The sequence below is a fragment of the Rhizobium sp. CFBP 13726 genome, assembly GCF_014841925.1.
GTDB lineage: Bacteria > Pseudomonadota > Alphaproteobacteria > Rhizobiales > Rhizobiaceae > Neorhizobium > Neorhizobium soli.
In genome coordinates this window covers 52639-68450 of the sequence record NZ_JACYUU010000003.1, presented here as the reverse complement: position 1 = coordinate 68450, position 15812 = coordinate 52639, and the positions used below count along the sequence as shown (strand labels likewise).

Genomic DNA, 15812 nt, shown 5'->3' with positions numbered 1-15812 from the left:
CCAGACCCTGAGATGTCCGCGAACGATGGACTGATTGCAGGTGGTCGCCTGAACCTTCTGTCGCTCTCCGGCCAATTGCAGCTTGCCTACGGGTCGTCGATCTTCGCCGAAACGATAGGTCAGCTCCTGCAGATACCGCGAAACGACGGCGAGTTGCTGGCAGACTATGCAGAGCGCCTGACTGTCGCCGTGCAGTCCATGAGTGCTGTTGACGTAGCCGCACTTGAGAAAACGCTGAGCCAGCTGGTCAAGGGCTTGTCCGTGCCGCTGCTGGCCGAAATCCTCAAGAACCCCGGTGGTCTCGATGCCGCCAGGCTGATCCTGTCGCTGGAGGCCGCGCTCGTATCGGATAGCGATACGGTTGAGAATGCAGCGGTCACCTCCTATCGGCAGAATGAGATAGCCAGCGCAACGGGAGATGATACGAAAACCTCCCTTGCGTCACGGACCAGCGCCCCCTCGCCGTCAGCTTCCCTGCCCGCGCCCTCAGCGCTCCAGCCCTCGACGCCCAGCCCCGCATCGCCGGTAGTGCCTCTGCCCGGTTCTTCTCCGGACACAGCAAGTACAGAGACCCCCAGGCCATCCCCCGGTGCTTTGCCTGATATCGGAGCAAAATCGCAGTCGGTGACGTCACCCGCCACCAGCGCAACGCCGCCCGCCACCGGTGCAGCGGCACCAGCTCTCGCTCCGTTCTCGCCACCCACGAGCGGGTCAGCCGCCGCGGCTCCTGACACTAAGGTTCCCGGTAAGGAGCTTCAAAGACCCCAACTGCTGCCGCCCCTCGTTGACTTGCAGGAAGAGCCGACCCGCGAGGCGATCCTTGCGCGGCCGATGCCGGTCCGATCAGAAGGTCCCGCGACGGCAACCTCCGACCTGCAAACCAAACCCGCCACGCCGTCTCCCGCCGTCCCAAACGCGGTTCCGATCAAGCCGGACGCGAGCCCGGCGCCTGCGCAAGCCGCACCGATCTTGGCTGCAGATGCGAAGCCGGTGCCGCAAGTCTTGCAAGGAGCCCTGCCGCGGACCGCCGTGCCGGGCATCGCGACCGTGACGAATACCGGGGCTCTGGTCGCAGCGGTTATCGACGCCTTCGACAACGAATTGAAGATCCCGCAGTTTGGAGACGCCACGACGGCGCCGAAACCCGCTGTGGAATGGCCCAGCAATCTCGCGCAACTCGTGTCTGCGATCGCACCAAGCGCGCTTCAGGCGGCGCTGCTCGCGACAGGAGCTCCGGTCGAGAATTCGACAGCGGCACTTTTCAAGAACCTGTTTGGCGGAGGGGGCAGTGGAACGGTGGCACATGCCGCCGGACAGGGACAACCTGCCCCGGCTGCTCCGGACATAGACGCAATGCATACGGCCGGGATAACGCATCCCGAGGACGATCTGCTGCGCATTGCAGAACGTCACACCACGGCCGCAAAAGCCAACGGAGCCCCGGAGGGCGTGCCAGACCCCGACATCCAAGCGATGCCAGTGCCGCTGCCGCTCGTGCAGCGCGAGGCGATTGGCCTGCCCTTTGTCCCCTACCCAATGGCGGACGACGAGCCGCGGCGCGAAAACCGCAAGACGCAGCCGGTGACGGCGATCGACGAGGATGGCGAAGGCGACCACAGCCAGGGCCAGGCGTTCGACCACCCCGACGACGGGAAAGATCCTTCCGACGACGACAATCTCGGCGATGGCGAAGCCGCGTCTGCGGACGTCAGCAATAAGGAAAGCCGTCCGAACGACCTCTACTGGCGCATGGCTGGATGGACCTGAGCCGACGGTTCGAGACCCGGCCGAGATAAATAGGGGGCATGAAAAAACCCGCCGGATCTTTCGATCCGGCGGCTTTCGCATTTCAAGCTACAACGATTACTCGCCGCCGCGGTTCTTCAGAGCCGCGCCGAGGATGTCGCCGAGCGAAGCGCCTGAGTCGGACGAACCGAACTGTGCAACTGCTTCCTTTTCTTCAGCGATCTCGAGAGCCTTGATCGACAGCATGACCTTGCGATCCTTCTTGGAGAAGTTGGTGACGCGGGCGTCAAAAACCTGACCAACCGAGAAACGCTCCGGACGCTGATCGTCGCGATCGCGTGCCAGGTCGTTGCGGCGGATGAAGGACGTGATGTCTTCGTGAGCAACGAGCTTCACTTCGACACCACCGTCGTTGACGGCGATGACTTCGCACGAAACGACAGCGTTCTTGCGCAGTTCGCCGGATGTTGCGGCTTCGCCGACAGCATCCTTGCCGAGCTGCTTGATGCCGAGCGAGATACGCTCCTTCTCGACGTCCACATCCAGAACGACAGCCTTAACGACGTCGCCCTTGTTGAACTCCTCGATGACCTGTTCGCCTGGACGGTTCCAGTCGAGGTCGGAGAGGTGAACCATGCCGTCAACGTCGCCGTCGAGGCCGATGAACAGGCCGAATTCGGTCTTGTTCTTGACTTCGCCTTCGACTTCAGTGCCGGCCGGATGGCTGAACGCAAATGCCTGCCATGGGTTCTCGAGGGTCTGCTTGAGACCGAGCGAGATGCGGCGCTTCGACGGATCGACTTCGAGAACGACAACGTCGACGTCCTGCGTGGTCGAAAGGATCTTGCCGGGATGTACGTTCTTCTTGGTCCAGGACATTTCCGAGATGTGGATCAGGCCTTCGATGCCTGGCTCCAGCTCGACGAATGCGCCGTAGTCCGTGATGTTCGTGACGGTACCGGAGATCTTCTTGCCAACCGGGTACTTGGCAGCGATGCCATCCCATGGATCCGACTCGAGCTGCTTCATGCCGAGCGAGATGCGGTGGGTTTCCTGGTTGATGCGGATGATCTGAACCTTGACCTGCTGGCCAATGGACAGGATTTCCGACGGATGGTTGACGCGGCGCCATGCCATGTCGGTCACGTGCAGCAGGCCGTCGATGCCGCCGAGGTCAACGAACGCACCGTAATCGGTGATGTTCTTGACGACGCCGTCAACAACCTGACCTTCTTCAAGGTTCTGAACGATTTCCGAGCGCTGTTCTGCACGGGATTCTTCGAGAACCGTACGACGCGAAACAACGATGTTGCCGCGACGCTTGTCCATCTTGAGGATTTCGAAGGGCTGCGGGTTGTGCATCAGCGGGGTCACGTCGCGGATCGGACGAATGTCGACCTGGCTGCGCGGAAGGAAGGCAACAGCGCCGTCGAGATCGACCGTGAAGCCGCCCTTGACCTGGTTGAAGATAACGCCTTCAACGCGTTCGCCAGCTTCGAACTTGACTTCGAGCTTGACCCAGCTCTCTTCGCGGCGAGCCTTCTCGCGCGACAGAACTGCTTCGCCAAGCGCGTTTTCGATGCGCTCGACATAGACTTCGACTTCGTCGCCGACCTTCAGCGAACCGTCTTTGCCCTTGACGCCGAATTCCTTCAGCGCGATGCGACCTTCGACCTTGAGGCCGACGTCAACAACGGCCATGTCCTTTTCGATCGCCGTTACCAGACCTTTGGTAACGTAGCCTTCGGCCAGATCATTGGTTGCGAAGGATTCTTCGAGAAGGGCTGCGAAGTCCTCCCGCGACGGGTTAGTTACTGCCATGAAATCTCCTGGTCGTGTCCAGTCAAGGACACATTGCGCCGTGGGTTCGTGTTGATCACACCCGAAATCCAAGCCCGCCTCGTCATGTTCAGAGGCAATCCGGCGCAAGGACTAAGATATCGGGCTCGAATGCGCCGCCGGTTATCCGGTCGGTCATCATCCTTTCAGGGCGGCGTCGATAATCGCCTTCGCGGCCTGAAACGCGGCCTCTATACCCATTTCTGACGTATCAAGCAAGTGCGCGTCTTTCGCAGGCTTCAAAGGGCTGTCGGCACGCCCCATGTCGCGCTCGTCGCGCTTTCGCACATCGGCAAAAATCTCGTCGAAATCTGCGGCATCGCCGCGGCTAACGATCTCGTCGTAACGGCGTCTGGCGCGCACTTCCGGCGATGCGGTGACGTAAAGTTTCACCGGTGCGTCGGGGCAGACGACGGTGCCGATATCGCGCCCGTCGAGCACCGTTCCGGGCTTGCGCCTCGAAAACGCCTGCTGTGCTTCCACCAGAGCCCGGCGCACGGCGGGCATGACGGCGATCTTCGAGGCCGCTTCGCCAATCGCATGGGCCGAGAGGATTTCGCGATCAAGGCCTGCAAGTTCGACGTCGCGCGCCATCTTCTCGGCAACACCCTCGTCGTTCAGGGGCAGACCCCGGTCGAGCAGGGCCTTGGCGGCTGCGCGGTAGGTCAGACCCGTATCGAGGTGCTGGAAGCCGTATGTTTCGGCGATCTGGCGCGACAGGGTTCCCTTGCCGGCCGCGGCCGGGCCGTCGATTGCGATCACCAGAGGCATAGTTTTATCTGCAGAATTCATGTCAGGCGGGAGGCTCCGTAGCGGCGGACAAGTTCGGCCATTTGGTCCTGTCCGGGCATGTTATCAAGTCCGGAGGCAACGCCTTCGCGATCGCCGACCGGGCGGTTCTGACTGACCTTCCACTTTCCTTCGATCTCCGAGATTTGGATCTCGACACCGACGATACCCTTCAACTGGGCAGAAATGAAATCGTCCGGCGCATCGTTGACGGACCAGGGCATTGGCCGGCTGTTCTCATGCTGGCTGGTGATCGCCTCGATCTGGGCAAGCAGCCAGTCGGCCTCTTCGACGATGCGGGCCGGACCGCGGGCCTGAACGATGGCGTAGTTCCAGGTGGGCACGACCTTACCCGTCTCCTGCTTGGTCTGGTACCAGGACGGCGTGACGTAGCTATCGGCGCCCTGAAACACAGCGAGCACCGTCGCGCCATCGCGGATGTCTTTCCACTGGCTGTTCGCCCGGGCAAGATGCAGCCGCAGCACGCCTTTATCAGAGGCTTCTCCATCGAGGTGAAACGGAACCGGGTTGGCGAGCAGGCCTGAATTCCCCGATGTGATCAGCATGCCCAGCGGATAGGCCCGGATCAGCGCATGCTGGGTGCCGAGATCGTCTTCGCGGAAATGCGGCGGCTGGTACATTGCTGCGCCTCAGATCTTTCCGTCGATGTGGTTCTCGATCTGCGCGCCGAGGCCGGTCATCAGGTCCATGAACTCCGGAAAGCTGGTGGCGATGATCGAGGCGTCGTCGACCGTGACTTCGTGCTCCGATGCAAGACCGAGAACGAGGAAGCTCATGGCGATGCGGTGATCGAGATAGGTGACGACAGCAGCGCCGGACGCATTGCCGTAGCCCTTGCCGCCTGGACGGCCGCGCACGACAAGCGTCTCCTTGCCTTCATCGCAATCGACGCCGTTCAGCTTCAGACCTTCGGCAACGGCCGAGAGACGGTCGGACTCCTTGACGCGCAGTTCCTCGAGACCGAGCATCGTCGTCGTGCCCTCCGCAAAGGCTGCGGCGACCGCGAGGACGGGATATTCGTCGATCATCGATGGCGCACGATCGGCGGGAACGGTGACGCCCTTGAGGTCGGAGCCGCGGACACGCAGGTCGGCCACATCCTCGCCACCGGCGCTGCGGGCATTCATCACCTCGATATCCGCGCCCATTTCCTGCAGCGTCAGAATAAGACCGGTGCGGGTAGGGTTCATCAGGACGTTCATGATGGTCACATCCGAACCCGGTACCAGGATGGCGGCCACAAGCGGGAACGCAGTCGACGACGGATCGCCGGGAACATCGATCACCTGCCCCTTGAGATTGCCGCGACCTTCAAGCCGGATCGTGCGGACGCCATCCGCATCCGTCTCGACGGTCAGATCGGCGCCAAAACCCTGCAGCATCTTTTCCGTATGGTCGCGCGTCATCACCGGTTCGATCACGGTGGTGACGCCAGGTGTGTTGAGGCCTGCAAGCAGCACCGCGGACTTGACCTGCGCCGAGGCCATGGGCACGCGGTAGACGATGGGGTTGGGCGTGCGCGGACCACGCAGCGTGACGGGCAGCCTGTCGCCGTCCATCGACGTCACCTGGACGCCCATCTCGCGCAATGGATCGAGCACCCGGCCCATCGGCCGCTTGGACAGCGAGGCATCGCCGATAAAGGCGGACTCGAAATCGTAGACGCCGACGAGACCCATCGTCAGGCGGCAGCCGGTGCCGGCATTGCCGAAATCGAGAGGCGCCTGCGGTGCGAGCAGCGCGCCGTTGCCGGTGCCCTGGATGATCCACTCGGCGCCGACCTTGTCGATCTTTGCGCCCATAGCACGCATCGCCTTGCCGGTGTTGATGACGTCTTCGCCTTCCAACAGGCCGGTGATCCGCGTCTCGCCGGCAGCCAGGCCTCCGAACATGAAGGAACGATGCGAGATGGACTTGTCGCCCGGGATGCGGACGGTCCCGGTGAGGTTTGTCGATCTTCTCGACTTTGCCGGTTTGAGGGCAATCCCATGCGACATGATCGGTCCTTGCTCGTATGTCTTTGATTTCCGCCGTCGTTATCACAAAGCAAAAGGCGGGTCATTAGCCTGCCTGCCAAGGAATTCAGGAAAAGTTAGTCTTTGACATGGAGCCCGCCAGGCCTTATGGGGACCGGCTTAGATTTTTCACCCATTGATTGCCGCTTTATGCGGCTTCGCCGACCTGTTCGGCCATCTCATGAGGCTTTGATAGTGGCTAAAGCGGAACTCGGAACCAAGCGCACCGACCCGGATACCGGCAAGAAGTTTTACGATCTGAACCGCGATCCCGTCGTTTCCCCCTATAGCGGCAAGTCCTGGCCGTTGTCGTTCTTCGCCGAAAACAGCGCCGCTGCAAAGCTGGAGCAGGCGGAAGAAGAAGATGTCGAGGAAGTCGACGTTGAGAACCCAACTGTCGAGCCCGTCGCAACCGACGACGCCGACGATGCGGCAACCGGCGACGACATCCCGGATCTGGGCGACGACGATGATGTCGATATCGGCGACGATGACGACAACACCTTCCTCGAAGCCGACGAAGACGATGAAGACGACGACGTAACCGGCATTGTCGGCGTTGGCGGCGACGACGACGAGAATTGATCTTTCGACCTAAAGCCCGGTAATTTGAAGAAAAATTGCCGGGCTTTGAAAAACAGGCTTGCACTCTCCGAAAACCGGACGTAATAAGCCGCCACTCCGGTCAGCATCGCTGCTTCGGAGTTCCCAAGGACCGGAACACCCGGACCACCCTGATGGGGCTATAGCTCAGCTGGGAGAGCGCTTGCATGGCATGCAAGAGGTCAGCGGTTCGATCCCGCTTAGCTCCACCAAATCTTTCTCGCAATAAACCGACTGCTGAATAGAGGCCGACAAAGCTTAATTCGCGAAGTACGCGGCTGTGCTGTGTGCAGCTTTGGTCTGATGGATCCGGGTGCGGCGGGCGGCGAGTTTGCGGGTTTTGTGGGCCGCGTGCCGAAAGCGCTTCTTGGTGCGCTCGACTTCGCGCAGATAGCCGAGATCTGAGGCCAGAACCTCGTCCTGGTACTGCTGGCGGCGAGCATCCGCGATCTGGCGAACCACCAGGGCGCCGGTCCCTGCGAGAGTGGCGATCGCTGCAATCAGAATTAAAATTACCGTCATTGCCGTTTCCTCCATCCCCATAACGCGGAAGGAGCGCAAAGGTTCGCTTTCCCGCATTGGAGGTAGTGGAACACGGAACTGGTTACGGCCGATTTAAAGGTTAACCGATCGCCTTGTCGTTTTCGTCGAACCGGTGCAGCGAGGCCTTATCCGGTGTGGCAAAGACGATGTCGTCTGGACCATAGCGATGCTCGCCGAACAGACGGACCGTGATGAGGCCCGCCGTCTCGGTTTCGAGATAGAGGATGGTATCGGCGCCGAGGTGCTCGGCATGGACTACCTTGGCCTTCCATTCGCCGCTTTCTCGCGACAGAGCGATATGCTCCGGCCGGATGCCGATGGTCTTGATGCCGCTTTCGGAAAGCGTCTCGCCCGGGATAAAGTTCATCTGCGGCGAGCCGATGAAACCGGCGACGAAGACGTTGGCGGGCTTGTTGTAGAGCTCCATCGGAGACCCGACCTGCTCGATCGCGCCGGCGCTGAGCACGACGATCTTGTCGGCGAGCGTCATCGCCTCGACCTGGTCGTGCGTCACGTAGATCATCGTCGCCTTCAGCCGCCGGTGCAGGCGGGCGATTTCAAGCCGGGTCTGCACGCGCAGAGCCGCGTCGAGGTTGGACAACGGCTCGTCGAACAGGAAAAGCTTCGGTTCCCGCACGATGGCACGACCAATCGCCACGCGCTGGCGCTGTCCGCCGGACAGCTCGGCAGGGCGACGGGCGAGATAGGGATCGAGCGACAGAAGCGACGAGGCATTCGACACGCGCGTCTCGATCTCGGCCTTGTCCGTTCCGGCCTGCTTCAGACCTAGGCCCATATTGTCCTTCACCGTCAGATGCGGGTAGAGCGCATAGGACTGGAAGACCATGGCGATGCCTCGCTTGGCGGGCGGGGTCGTTGCCATTTCCTGATCGTCGATCCGGATCGAGCCGGATGATGCATCCTCAAGACCTGCAATGACCCTTAGCAGCGTGGACTTGCCGCAGCCGGAAGGGCCCACGAAGATGACGAATTCGCCATCCTGAACCTCGAGGTCGATGCCCTTCAGCACTTCATGATCGCCGAAGGCCTTTCGAATGGATTTCAGTTGCAGCGAACCCACGAGCGTATTCCCACTTCTGTCGTTTGGTGCATCCCGGACGTTTACCCACCCGGCACGATTGCTTGCGTTGCTTTCAGAGATAGATCGGCTTGCCGGTGCGGGCGCTTTCATCCGCTGCGAGGCAGATGCGCAGCGACTGGACCGCATCATCCATGTGCCTGGTGAGATCGATATCCTCGCGGATCGCCTTCAGCATATAGGCCTGCTCAAAATCGCAAAGCTCCTGATGGCCGGGTTCGCCGTCCATGGTCATATCCTCGTCGGGCCTGATGAACCTGCCGTCCGGACCGGTCTCGGCGCTGTGAAGGCGAATGACGGAGGTTTTGGTATGCGTGTCGATATCGTCGGACTTGGCATTGGGGTCCATGACGATCGAGACCGAGCCCTTCGGCGACATCACGTCCTTCACGAAGAACGCAGTCTCGGAAATCATCGGGCCCCAGCCAGCTTCGTACCAGCCGACCGACTTGTCATCGAAAATCACCTGAAGGTGGCCGTAATTATACATGTCGGGCGCAATTTCATCGGAAAGGCGCAGGCCCATGCCGCGCACTTCCACCGGCTTGGCATCGGTGATCTGACACATGACATCCACATAATGCACGCCGCAATCGACGATCGGCGGCGTCGTCTGCATCAGGGCCTTGTGGACATCCCAGGTCGGGCCTGATGATTGCTGGTTGAGGTTCATCCGAAAGACATAGGGCGGGCCGAGCTTGCGGGCTTCGGCAATCAGGCGGATCCAGGACGGATGATGGCGCAGGATATAGCCGATCACCAGCTTCTTATCCGCGGCCTTGGCAGCGGAAACGACGCGCTCGGCATCGGCAACCGTGGTTGCCAACGGCTTTTCGACGAACACGTCGCAGCCAGCTTCGAAGGCGGCAACCGCATAGTCCGCATGGCTGTCGGAATAGGTGCAGATGGCGCAGAGGTCTGGCTTCAGGTCGACAAGGGCTGTCAGGAAATCGGCATGGATCTCGTAGCCGGCAAGGGCCGGATCGAGCGTCGGCTTCGAGCGGTTGACGAGACCGACGATCTCGAAGCCCGGATTGTTGTGATAGGCCAGCGCATGGCTGCGGCCCATATTGCCGAGGCCTGCGACGAGAACGCGGATCGGCTTTTCGGTTGAACTCACTTGACGGCTCCAGACGTGATGCCGCGGATCAGTTGCCGCGAGAAGATGACGTAAAGGACGAGGATCGGCAGGATGGCGAGCGACAGGGCTGCCAGCACCGCGTTCCAGTTGGTGACGAACTGGCCGATGAAGATCTGCGATCCGAGCGTTACCGTCTTGGTGGCCTCAGACGGTGCAAGGATCAGCGGGAACCACAGGTCGTTCCAGATCGGGATCATGGTGAAGACGGCAACCGTTGCCATGGCCGGCCTGATCAGCGGCAGGACCAGGCGGAAGAAGATCGCATATTCCGAAAGACCATCGATGCGGCCGGCATTCTTTAGGTCATCGGAGACCGAGCGCATGAATTCGGACAGGATGAAGATCGCAAGCGGTATCCCTTGCGCCGTGTAGACGAGGATCAACGCGGTGAGCGTGTTGACGAGGCCCGATGCGACCATGCCCTGCAGGATCGCGACCGTGCCGAGCCGGATCGGGATCATGATGCCGATCGCCATATAGAGCCCAAGAAGCGTATTGCCGCGGAAGCGATACTCGGACAGCGCAAAGGCCGCCATCGCGCCGAACAGCAGCACGAGAGCGATCGAGACGACCGTGACGATCATGCTGTTTTGGAAATAGCCGATGAAATCCGCCTGGCCGAGAACCGTCTGGTAGCCGATCAGGCTGAAGCTCGACGGTGTGGGAACCTGCATCGGATTGCGGAAGATCGAATTGCGATCCTTGAACGAGTTGATGATGGTGAGGAACACCGGAAACAGCGCGATCAGCGTGTAGGCGATCAGAGCCAGATGCACGAGGCTCGAGCGGAGCGGTGAAGAGCGTGCCTTGTTGGACATGTCCGGACGCCCCCCTTAGAACTGGTAGCGGCGCATGCGCCGCTGGATGGCGAAAAGGTAAAACGAGACCCCGGCGAGAATGATGACGAACATCACCGCGGCGATCGCTGCCCCCATGGAGCGATCTCCGAGCTGCAGCTGGAAACCGAAGAAGGTGCGATAGAGAAGCGTGCCGAGAATATCCGTCGACATATCGGGGCCGGCAAGCGCGCCCTGCACCGTATAGACAAGATCGAAGGCGTTGAAATTTCCGACGAAAGTCAGGATCGAGATGATGCCGATGGCCGGCAGAATGAGCGGCAGCTTGATCTTCCAGAACTGGCTCCAGCCGGTAATGCCGTCGCATTCGGCAGCTTCGACCACTTCTTCGGGGATGCTCAAAAGCGCTGCGTAGATCAGCATCATGGGTATGCCGACATACTGCCAGACCGAGATCAGGGAAACCGCGATCAGCGCCGGCCCGGACTGACCAAGCCAGGGCGCAAACAGCCATTTCGCACCGGCAAGGCTCATCAGCCAGGGCGCAACGCCCCAGATGGGCGAGAGGATGAGCTTCCAGATAAAGCCGACGATGACGAAGGAGAGAAGCGTCGGAAGAAAGATGGCGGTGCGGTAAAAGGCGGCGAAACGCAGTTTCGGCAGCGACAGGAGTGCTGCGAGCGCAATGCCGATCGGGTTCTGCACGCACATGTGGATGGCGAAGAAGATCAGGTTGTTGGTGAGCGCATTCCAGAAATCGCGCGCCCAGCGGACATCACCGAAGAGGACCTGGTAGTTTGCAAAGCCGACGAAGGACTGAGCACCATCGACAGTGTTGTAGAACGAAAGCCTGAGCGTCTCGATCAGCGGCAGGATCATGATCGCCGTGTAGACCAGCAGCGCCGGCGCCATGAAGACGACGATATGCCAGCGGAACGGGCGCTTGATCGATACCGGCTGCAGGGCAGATGAAGGGTGGATGTCGCTCATGGCTTTGCCTGTTTTCTTGTGCTTGCGCTGGCGCAGCATGATCACGATACCTCCCCCTTGAAGGGGGAGGTCGCAGCGAAGCTGCAGGTGGGGGTGACACCACACGCACAAGGATCACCCCACCCCGGCCCGTCGGGCCGACCCTCCCCATCAAGGGAAGGGGAAGCTTGTCACTTACCTGGCTTGTACCAGCTGTCGAGGCCCTTCTGGAGCTTTTCGGCGGCAACGGCCGGAGTATCGGTGCCGTTGATGACGTTGGCCGATTCGACCCAGGTCTCGTTTTCGAGGTTCGGGGTGCCGCGCGACAGGATCTGATAGGTCGAGCGGACCGTCGGCTTGTATTTTTCACGCCAGGAAACGAATTCCTGCGCCATCGGATCTGCCATCTTCACCGGCGACGAATTCAGACTGAAGAAGCCCGGAAGAGAATTGGCGTAGATCTCGGCGAATTCCGGCGAAGCAACCCAGGTGAGGAACTTCTTGGCTTCTTCCGGATGCTTGCTCTTGGTGTTCAAGCCAACGCCGATATCCGGATGGTCGGAGATGTAGCCGGTTTCGCCAGCCTTGAGCACCGGCGGCGGGAAAGCGCCCATCTTGAACTGGGCCTGGCTGGTGAAAAGCGCAATTTCCCATGAACCGGCAGGGAAGATCGCCGCGCGGCCGAGCGTGAAGAGGTTCTGGCTATCGGCGTAGGTCTGGGCTTCGAAACCGTCGCCGAGATAAGGCTTCCACTTGGCCAGTTCTTCGTAGGGCTTGACCCATTCCGGATCGGTCAGCTTCTGCTTGCCTTCGATCAGCGCCTTGCGGCCTTCCTCGCCCTTCCAGTAGTTCGGGCCGATGTTCTGGTAGCCCATCGTTGCTGCTTCCCAGAGATCCTTGGTGCCCATGGCAAGCGGGATGAACGTACCGTCAGCCTTGATCTTGTCGAGCGCGGCGTAGAATTCTTCGTTCGTCTTCGGCACCGCGATCTTCAGCTGGTCGAAGGCGTCCTTGTTGTAGATGAAGCCGTGGATGACGGATGCCATCGGCACGCAGAAGGTGGACTTGCCGTCGTCTGTCGACCAGGCGGCCTTGGCGACCGGCGAGAAATTGCTCATGCCCGACAGGCTGGTGAGATCGACGAGCTGCTTCTTGTTGAAGAGTTCGAGCGAGGCATCGAACGGACGGCACGTGATGATGTCACCGGCAGAGCCTGCATCGAGCTTGGCGTTGAGCGACGCATTGTACTCGGTCGGTGCGGTCGGCGAGAAGTTGAGCTTGATGCCGGGGTTCTTCGCTTCGAAGGCCGGGATCAGCTTTTCTTTCCAGATCGCCAGATCGTCATTGCGCCAGCTCTCGATGTTGAGCGTGACCTCGGCCGCAGACGCTGCGCCCGCAGACGCGATCACCGTCGTGGCCAAAAGAATTGTTTTCAACAGGCTGTTCATGCTGTTCTCCCTTATTGGTTAGCGCCTTGCGGCGCGAGTCTCGGTCGTTTCCGTCATCTTCAGTTCCGCAAGTGCTTTCCTCAACACCTGATCGAAACGAATAAGCAGCGATTGTGCGGCGTCGATATCGGGGGCGCCTTCAGCCAGAAGCACGGCGATCTTCACCGATCCGTCCGCCACCTGCAGATATCTTACCGCCTCTTCGGCAGTCACGCCTGCGATATCGGCAACCATGCCGGCGGCGCGGGTGCGCAGCTTGGCATTGTCGGCGCGCAGATTGACCATGTGTCCGTCATGCACGTGACCGAGCTTGATCGCAGCCAGCGTCGACAGCATGTTGAATGCAAGCTTCTGTGCGGTCCCCGCGCCCATGCGCGTCGATCCAGCCACCATTTCCGGCGGCGTTTCGAGGAGGACGGCGACATCGGCATGATTGAAAAGGGGTGCATCGGGATTGTTGGCGAGTGCCACGACCCTGGCGCCACGGGCCCGCGCGAGCTCGGCGATCTTCAGAACGTAAGGCGTCGAGCCGCTTGCAGAAACGGCGAGAACGCAGTCTCCCGCCGCAATGACCGCTGCATCCTGATCGGCCAAGGCGACATCATCCTCCGGCGCGCCTTGTAGGTCGGCCAGAACGGACGTTCCGCCGGCAAGAAGAAGGACGATCTGCTCGCGTGCAATGCCGTAGGTTCCGGGAAGCTCGAGCGCATCGGCCATGGCCATCAGGCCGGAGCTGCCGGCGCCTGCATAGACAAGCTTTCCGCCACGCCTCAGAGCCGACGCAACGAGTTCCGCGGCATCCGCAAGAGCGGGGATCGCCGCATCGATGCTCTTGGCCGCCTGCTGCTGACCGGCAGCCAGAAGCCGAAGGATTTCGGTCGGGGCGCGCGTATCGAGCCCTTCCGTATTCCCGTGTCTGGCTTCGGTGGCTGTTTGGCTCATCCGTTTCTCCCTCACGCAAAATGATGCCAAAAAAATACCAATTGTCCAGCAGGAAATTAACGAAAGTTACCCACGGAAACACGGCAGCTGTCGCTCAGGACTAATAATCGAGTTTAAATAGCGTGTTAGCCGTGATTTGTCCGCATCAATAATTTCGCCCTTGGTAAATGGTATTTTTTTGGTATCATTCTTCGTGGAGGTATCCATGGCGGATTACGTGATCGGGATAGATGGCGGCGGGACAAGCTGCCGGGCGGCGCTGGCCGACATGAACGGCACCCTGCTCGGCCGCGGCAAGAGCGGTGCCTCCAATATCCTGACCGATCCCGACACCGCCCTCCGGCATATTGCTGAAGCCGCGAAGCAGGCGTTCGAAGAAGCAGGACTCACGCCGGATCTTTCATCCGCATCTGCAATCCTGGGTCTTGCCGGCAACAATGTCGGCGGCGCGGTGGGCTATGTGACCGAACGTCTCCCCTTTGCCAGATCGCAGATCGTTTCTGACGGCGTCATCGCCTTGCAGGGCGCGATCGGTGACGAAGACGGTGCGATCGGCATCGTTGGGACCGGGACCGTCTATATCATTCGCAGCCACAGTCAGTTCAGATCCGTCGCCGGCTGGGGGTTTCAGGTGAGCGATCTCGGCAGCGGCGCAAGGCTCGGGCAGCTCGCACTGCAGGAAACCCTGCTTGCCTTCGACCGGATAAGGCCGATGACGCCGCTCTGCGAGGCGATCTTGGCCGAGTTCGACAACAATCCGGAACTGATCGTCGATTTTGCCAGGCTGGCCAAGCCTGGCGACTTCGGTCGTCAGACTCCAAAGGTTTTCGACTATGCTCGCCGTGGCGACGAGACGGCTTTGCGGATCCTCCATACCGGTGCTGCCGGGATCGACGAAGCGCTCGACACCGTTACCGCGCTGTCCGGTGACAAGACCAAGCTCTGCCTGCTCGGTGGCCTTGCACCGCTTTATCCTCCCTATCTTGCCGAGAGGCACAGGCTCCGTCTTTCCGAGCCGCGGGCCGACGCAATGACCGGCGCCGTCGAACTGGCCGTCAAGGCCTTCGCACCTGGAGCCCGGATGGAGGCGTGCGCATGAGCGAGGCGCTGACGGCCATCTTGCCCCTCGACGGCCTGCAGTCCGGCGGCTCCGGCCCGCTTTATCTCAAGCTGCGCCAAAGCCTGGAAGATGCGATCCGGTCCGGCAAGCTCGGTCACGGCGACGCGCTTCCCGCGGAGCGGGATCTCGCCGACTATGCGAGCGTCAGCCGCGTCACGGTGCGCAAGGCCGTCGACGATCTTGTCCGGGACGGGCTTCTGACCCGCCGCCATGGATCCGGGACCTTCGTGGTAAAACCGCTGTCGCGCGTCGAGCAACCCCTGACCAAGCTGACATCGTTTACCGAGGACATGGCACGGCGTGGCCTGGTTTCCCGATCGGAATGGCTGGAGCGCGGATTGTTTCATCCCTCGCCCGAAGAGATGATGATGCTGGGTCTCGCACCCGGCACGATGGTTGCCCGGATCGGACGTTTGCGCTTTGGGAACGACATGCCGCTTGCCATCGAGCGCGCCAGCATATCGGCAGAATTCCTGCCCGACCCGGTATCGCTCCAGCAGTCGCTCTATGCGGAACTGGAAAAGAAGGATGCGCGACCGGTACGCGCCATCCAGCGGATCTCCGCGACCAATCTGAAAAAGATCGACGCCGGCCTGCTCGAAGTGCCCATCGAGGCGGCGGGACTGTCGATCGAACGCGTTTCCTACCTGGCCTCCGGCCGGGTGGTGGAGCTTACCCGCTCGCTTTACCGCGGCGATGCCTATGATTTCGTGGCCGAGCTTTCGCTTGGCGACAGCTGA

General features: G+C 60.9%; 15 protein-coding genes and 1 tRNA gene. 5 read left to right on the top strand and 11 right to left on the bottom strand.

Annotated features, from left to right (window positions below):
- Positions 1 to 12: 12 nt before the first annotated feature.
- Entirely contained in the window at positions 13 to 1767 is a 1755-nt protein-coding gene (locus IFT66_RS14280; protein WP_192078032.1) for a hypothetical protein, read from the top strand.
- 96 nt (positions 1768 to 1863) lie between these two features.
- Here the strand turns inward: IFT66_RS14280 and rpsA are convergent, their stop codons facing one another.
- The 4 genes from rpsA to aroA form a co-directional block, all read right to left on the bottom strand.
- On the bottom strand, positions 1864 to 3567 hold the full coding sequence (gene rpsA, locus IFT66_RS14275; protein ID WP_062578558.1) for a 30S ribosomal protein S1: 1704 nt from the start codon (positions 3565 to 3567) through the stop codon (positions 1864 to 1866).
- A 156-nt stretch (positions 3568 to 3723) separates the two neighbouring features.
- Positions 3724 to 4356, bottom strand: coding sequence for a (d)CMP kinase (gene cmk, locus IFT66_RS14270; protein ID WP_192078278.1), 633 nt, complete (start codon positions 4354 to 4356; stop codon positions 3724 to 3726).
- A 17-nt stretch (positions 4357 to 4373) separates the two neighbouring features.
- Positions 4374 to 5015 carry an FMN-binding negative transcriptional regulator gene (locus IFT66_RS14265; protein ID WP_192078031.1) on the bottom strand — a complete coding sequence of 214 codons (642 nt, stop codon included), beginning with the start codon at positions 5013 to 5015 and terminating at the stop codon, positions 4374 to 4376.
- Between the two features lie 9 nt (positions 5016 to 5024).
- The gene (aroA, locus tag IFT66_RS14260; RefSeq protein WP_192078030.1) at positions 5025 to 6392 is read right to left on the bottom strand and encodes a 3-phosphoshikimate 1-carboxyvinyltransferase; all 1368 of its coding nucleotides are present in this window, start codon (positions 6390 to 6392) and stop codon (positions 5025 to 5027) included.
- Between the two features lie 213 nt (positions 6393 to 6605).
- Between aroA and IFT66_RS14255 the strand changes: the two genes are divergently transcribed.
- Both IFT66_RS14255 and IFT66_RS14250 read left to right on the top strand, forming a co-directional pair.
- Positions 6606 to 6995 carry a TIGR02300 family protein gene (locus tag IFT66_RS14255; protein ID WP_062454214.1) on the top strand — a complete coding sequence of 130 codons (390 nt, stop codon included), beginning with the start codon at positions 6606 to 6608 and terminating at the stop codon, positions 6993 to 6995.
- Positions 6996 to 7149: 154 nt separating this feature from the next.
- Positions 7150 to 7225 (top strand) — tRNA-Ala (locus IFT66_RS14250).
- Between the two features lie 46 nt (positions 7226 to 7271).
- Here IFT66_RS14250 and IFT66_RS14245 read toward each other — a convergent pair.
- From IFT66_RS14245 to IFT66_RS14215, 7 genes are all read right to left on the bottom strand, one after another.
- Positions 7272 to 7535, bottom strand: a complete 264-nt coding sequence (locus tag IFT66_RS14245) for a hypothetical protein (RefSeq protein WP_174195392.1) — start codon at positions 7533 to 7535, stop codon at positions 7272 to 7274.
- Positions 7536 to 7635: 100 nt separating this feature from the next.
- Complete coding sequence (locus IFT66_RS14240; RefSeq protein WP_192078029.1) at positions 7636 to 8637, bottom strand: sn-glycerol-3-phosphate ABC transporter ATP-binding protein UgpC; 1002 nt, start codon at positions 8635 to 8637, stop codon at positions 7636 to 7638.
- A gap of 73 nt (positions 8638 to 8710) precedes the next feature.
- Complete coding sequence (locus IFT66_RS14235; protein ID WP_192078028.1) at positions 8711 to 9775, bottom strand: Gfo/Idh/MocA family oxidoreductase; 1065 nt, start codon at positions 9773 to 9775, stop codon at positions 8711 to 8713.
- Complete coding sequence (locus IFT66_RS14230) at positions 9772 to 10614, bottom strand: carbohydrate ABC transporter permease (protein WP_192078027.1); 843 nt, start codon at positions 10612 to 10614, stop codon at positions 9772 to 9774. Before IFT66_RS14230 ends, IFT66_RS14235 begins: the two co-directional genes overlap by 4 nt.
- A gap of 15 nt (positions 10615 to 10629) precedes the next feature.
- Positions 10630 to 11583, bottom strand: coding sequence for a carbohydrate ABC transporter permease (locus IFT66_RS14225; protein ID WP_192078277.1), 954 nt, complete (start codon positions 11581 to 11583; stop codon positions 10630 to 10632).
- A 170-nt stretch (positions 11584 to 11753) separates the two neighbouring features.
- Entirely contained in the window at positions 11754 to 13010 is a 1257-nt protein-coding gene (locus IFT66_RS14220; protein ID WP_192078026.1) for an ABC transporter substrate-binding protein, read from the bottom strand.
- 18 nt (positions 13011 to 13028) lie between these two features.
- Positions 13029 to 13952 carry an N-acetylmuramic acid 6-phosphate etherase gene (locus IFT66_RS14215; RefSeq protein ID WP_192078025.1) on the bottom strand — a complete coding sequence of 308 codons (924 nt, stop codon included), beginning with the start codon at positions 13950 to 13952 and terminating at the stop codon, positions 13029 to 13031.
- A gap of 205 nt (positions 13953 to 14157) precedes the next feature.
- Between IFT66_RS14215 and IFT66_RS14210 the strand changes: the two genes are divergently transcribed.
- Both IFT66_RS14210 and IFT66_RS14205 read left to right on the top strand, forming a co-directional pair.
- Complete coding sequence (locus IFT66_RS14210) at positions 14158 to 15051, top strand: N-acetylglucosamine kinase (RefSeq protein WP_192078024.1); 894 nt, start codon at positions 14158 to 14160, stop codon at positions 15049 to 15051.
- A complete protein-coding gene (locus tag IFT66_RS14205; RefSeq protein ID WP_184654292.1) occupies positions 15048 to 15812 on the top strand; it encodes a GntR family transcriptional regulator in 765 nt (254 codons plus the stop codon). The genes IFT66_RS14210 and IFT66_RS14205 overlap by 4 nt, the downstream gene beginning before the upstream one ends.